At 70.0% G+C, this 4672-nt stretch carries 4 protein-coding genes; all 4 read left to right on the top strand.

The genetic code is table 11. The features are described from left to right. On the top strand, positions 1-909 hold a 909-nt coding region (locus G6031_RS07235), incomplete at its 5' end, for a bifunctional riboflavin kinase/FAD synthetase (protein ID WP_182652884.1). A gap of 113 nt (positions 910-1022) precedes the next feature. Beyond that, positions 1023-1292 (top strand): 30S ribosomal protein S15, encoded by a 270-nt coding sequence (rpsO, locus tag G6031_RS07230; protein WP_107747462.1) that lies wholly within the window; start codon positions 1023-1025, stop codon positions 1290-1292. Positions 1293-1628: 336 nt separating this feature from the next. Further along, on the top strand, positions 1629-3896 hold the full coding sequence (locus G6031_RS07225) for a polyribonucleotide nucleotidyltransferase (protein WP_182652883.1): 2268 nt from the start codon (positions 1629-1631) through the stop codon (positions 3894-3896). Positions 3897-3994: 98 nt separating this feature from the next. Further along, the coding region (locus G6031_RS07220) for an insulinase family protein (protein WP_182652882.1) at positions 3995-4672 on the top strand (678 nt) is incomplete at its 3' end.

The raw sequence follows: 4672 nt of genomic DNA, 5'->3' as shown, positions 1-4672 counted from the left end.
TTCGACGGACTCCATCGAGGTCACCGGGGTCTGGTGGAGCACGCGGTGGGTACCGGACGCGAGTCGGGGGCGAGCCCGGTGCTGGTGACGTTCGACCCGCACCCCGTCGAGGTGATCAGACCCGGTACGCATCCGCTCGTGCTCACCCCCCTGGAGCGACGCGCCGAACTGGCCAGCGACCTCGGGGTCCATGCCGTCTTCGCCCTGCCCTTCGACACCGACATGGCCTCGTGGGAACCCGACGAGTTCGTCGACCGCGTGCTGGTGCGGGGGCTGCGGAGCCGCTCCGTCACCGTGGGCAGCAACTTCTCGTTCGGCCGACGCGCGGCGGGTACCCCGGAGACGCTGCGCGAGCTGGGTGCCGAGCGGGGCATCGACGTCCGGGTGATGGATCTGCTGGAATCCGGGGGGGAGCCGGTGTCCTCCTCCCGGATCCGGCGTCTGCTCGCGGAGTCCGACGTCGCCGGTGCGGCCGCGATCCTCGGCCGTCCCCATCGCGTGTCCGGGATCGTCGTGCACGGAGCCGGACGTGGTGGACGCGACCTCGGGTACCCGACGGCCAACCTGGATCTGCCGGAATACACGGCAGTGCCCGTCGACGGCGTCTACGCGGGGTGGTTCACCCTCCTCGACGATCACGAGGTAGACGGGTCGATCCAGCCCGGTCGGCGCTACCCGGCCGCGATCTCCGTGGGGACCAATCCGACGTTCGGCGACGCGGCGCGCAGCGTCGAGGCGTTCGTCCTGGACGAGTCGGCGGACCTCTACGGGCGGGTGGCGGCCGTCGACTTCGTCGACCACGTCCGTGACATGGAGAAGTTCTCCTCGGTCGACGAGCTCCTCGTGGCCATGGACCGGGACGTCGCCAGGACCAGGGCCGTTCTCGACGCCGGCGCCGACCGCCGCTGATCATCGATTGGGGCGCCGGTGCCCTCCACTGGTAACGTCTCCTGTCGGCCCTCCTGCGGTCCGCGGCGGCGGGGTCATTCATTTTCGCGGACTGGAACAACCAGGAGACACCCATGGCGATGACCACCGAAGAGAAGAAGGCCGTACTGGCCGAGTACGGGATCCACGAGACCGACACCGGTTCGCCCGAGGCCCAGGTCGCGCTGCTCACCAAGCGGATCAGCCAGCTGACCGAGCACCTCAAGAGCCACCAGCACGACCACCACTCCCGCCGCGGTCTGCTCCTGATGGTCGGCCGTCGTCGTCGTCTCCTCAAGTACATCGCCAAGGTCGACATCGCGCGCTACCGCTCGCTGATCGAGCGCCTCGGTCTGCGTCGCTGAGCGGACCCCGCCCGCACGCCCGCTGTTCCCCGTCCTCGAAGAGGGCGGGGAACAGTGCTGTACGGGGGCGGTGTCCGCGCGTCCCCCGGTGACCCGGGGTGTTGTCCCTGGTAGCCTGATCACGGCCGGTGCGCACGTACCGGGTGTCGACAGGTCCGATTGACGGTCCTCGGTAGTGGCTGCCGGAACCGCGGGTGCCCCGGGACGGGGCGCCGGTTCCGGCCGCTTCGATCGAAGACCGAAGTCGAACCGGGATTCCCTGACGTGTGACCCGGCGGGCCCGGCGGAGACGTCTCCGCCGTGAGGCCCCCAGTCACCGACAGGACAGGACTACACATGCCAGAGATCACGGCCGTCGAGGTCGAAGACGGTGTCTTCGAGACCGTCGCGACCATCGACAACGGCGACTTCGGTCGCCGCGAGGTGCGATTCGAGACCGGACGCCTTGCCAAGCAGGCCGCCGGGGCCGTCGTCGCGTACCTCGACGACGACACCATGATGCTGTCCGCCACCACGGCGGGCAAGCACCCCAAGGAGCACTTCGACTTCTTCCCCCTGACGGTGGACGTCGAGGAGCGGATGTACGCCGCGGGTCGCATCCCGGGCTCGTTCTTCCGCCGCGAGGGTCGGCCGAGTACCGACGCCATCCTCACGTGTCGCCTCATCGACCGTCCGCTGCGCCCCACCTTCGCGGACGGGGTCCGCAACGAGGTCCAGGTCGTGGTGACCATCATGAGCCTGGACCCCAAGGACCTCTACGACGTCGTGGCGATCAACGCCGCGTCCGCCTCCACGCAGCTGTCCGGCCTCCCGTTCTCGGGTCCGGTCGGAGGCGTGCGGATCGCGCTCATCCCCACCGCCGCCCGCCCCGAGGGGCAGTGGGTCGCCTTCCCCACCGTCGAGCAGCTCTCCGAGGCGGTCTTCGACATGGTCGTGGCCGGTCGCGTCGTGGGCTCCGGTGACACCGCCGACGTCGCCATCATGATGGTCGAGGCCGAGGCCACCGACACCGTCATCGAGAAGATCGCGGGTGGCGCGCAGGCGCCCACCGAGGACGTCGTGGCGCAGGGACTCGAGGCGGCCAAGCCGTTCATCTCCGAGCTGTGCGCCGCGCAGCAGGCACTGGCCACCGCGGCCCCGTCCGAGGCCCGGGAGTTCCCGCTCTTCCCGCCCTACCAGGACGACGCGTTCACCGCGGTCTCCGAGGTGGCCGAGGCCAAGCTCGGTGAGATCATGTCGATCGCGGACAAGCAGGAGCGCGACGGGGCGACCGACCAGCTCAAGGCCGAGGTGCTCGACTCGCTCTCGGAGCGGTTCGAGGGTCGCGTCGGGGAACTGGGTGCCGCGTTCAAGTCGCTCACCAAGAAGATCGTCCGGAAGCGGATCCTCACGGACCACTTCCGCATCGACGGCCGCGGCATCAGGGACATCCGCGCGTTGTCCGCCGAGGTCGAGGTCATCCCACGGGCCCACGGTTCCGCCCTGTTCGAGCGGGGGGAGACCCAGATCCTCGGGGTCACCACGCTCGACATGGTCAAGATGGCCCAGCAGATCGACTCGCTCGGTCCGGAGACCAGCAAGCGCTACATGCACCACTACAACTTCCCGCCGTACTCCACCGGCGAGACCGGTCGCGTGGGGTCGCCCAAGCGTCGTGAGATCGGCCACGGGGCGCTCGCCGAGCGTGCGCTCATGCCGGTCCTGCCGAGCGTCGAGGAGTTCCCGTACGCGATCCGGCAGGTCTCCGAGGCGCTCAGCTCCAACGGCTCCACCTCGATGGGGTCCGTCTGCGCCTCCACCCTGTCGCTGCTCAACGCCGGTGTGCCGCTCAAGGCCCCCGTCGCGGGTATCGCGATGGGCCTGGTCTCCGACGAGGTCGACGGTGAGACCCGCTACGTGGCCCTCACCGACATCCTCGGTGCCGAGGACGCGTTCGGCGACATGGACTTCAAGGTCGCCGGCACGGGCATGTTCGTCACCGCGCTGCAGCTCGACACCAAGCTCGACGGCATCCCGTCCGAGGTCCTGGCCGGCGCGCTCACCCAGGCCCGCGAGGCCCGGCTGACCATCCTCGACGTGATGGCCGAGGCGATCGACGAGCCGGACGAGCTCAGCCCGTTCGCGCCCCGCATCATCGCGATCAAGGTCCCGGTCGACAAGATCGGTGAGGTCATCGGGCCCAAGGGCAAGATGATCAACTCGATCACCGAGGAGACCGGCGCCTCCGTCTCGATCGAGGACGACGGCACCGTGTACATCGGGGCCACGGACGGCGAGTCCGCGCAGGCCGCGATCGACAAGATCAACGCCATCGCCAACCCGCAGCTGCCCAAGGTCGGCGAGCGGTTCCTCGGCACGGTCGTCAAGACCGCCCCGTTCGGCGCCTTCCTCTCGCTGCTGCCCGGCCGCGACGGCCTGGTGCACATCTCCAAGCTGGGCCAGGGCAAGCGGGTCGGCAAGGTCGAGGACGTGGTGAACGTGGGCGACAAGATGCAGGTCGAGATCGCGGACATCGACAACCGCGGCAAGATCAGCCTCGTGCCCGTCGGCGACGAGTCCGCCGCGGCGGCATCGCCTGCCGACGCCGAGGGCGACGACAACTGATACACCGCCGGGGCGGGAACGCGCACCCCGGCACCTCACGAGGCACGCACCCCGGAGCGCGGGGTGCGTGCCTCGTATCGCTGGAAGGGAGGGTCGCCGTGGATCCGACGATCAGGGTGGACAGATCGATCCCCGGGCTCCGGGTGGTCACCGAGAACCTGCCGTGGTGCCACACCGCGGCGGTCGGGGTGTGGATCGCAGCGGGTTCCGCCGACGAGGCCCCCGAGGAACACGGTGCCGCGCACTTCCTCGAGCACGTCCTGTTCAAGCGGACCGCCACGGCCTCGGGACTCGAACTGTCCGAGCGGATCGATCTCCTCGGGGGTGACCTCAACGCCTACACGGGCCGGGAGCACACCTGCTACCACGTCCACGTCCCGGCGGAGGGCCTGGCGACGGCCGTGGACGTACTGGTGGACGTGGTGGCACGCGGGTCGTGTGACCCGGAGGACGTGGAGATCGAGCGGGACGTGGTGCTCGACGAGCTCGCGGGCCGGGCCGACGACCCGGAGGACCTCGCCTGCGAACTCGCCACCGGAGCGGTGTTGGGTGATGACCCGCTGGCCCGCCCGATCATCGGGACCGAGGAGTCGGTGGTGGCCCTGGACTCGCAGACGCTGCGATCGTTCCACCGCAGGGTCCTCCGTGCGGGTGACGTCGTGGTGGCCGCGGCCGGGCGCATCGACCACGAGGAGCTGGTCAGACGCATCGCCGACGGCCCGCTGGCCGCCGTGGTCGCCGAGGGCCCGGCGGGAGCCGCGACGGTCGGGGCCGCC

The sequence above is a fragment of the Dietzia sp. CQ4 genome (genome assembly GCF_014145125.1).
GTDB lineage: Bacteria > Actinomycetota > Actinomycetes > Mycobacteriales > Mycobacteriaceae > Dietzia > Dietzia natronolimnaea.
Note: the sequence above shows the minus strand (reverse complement) of the source record. Positions and strands in the feature narration are given on the sequence as shown.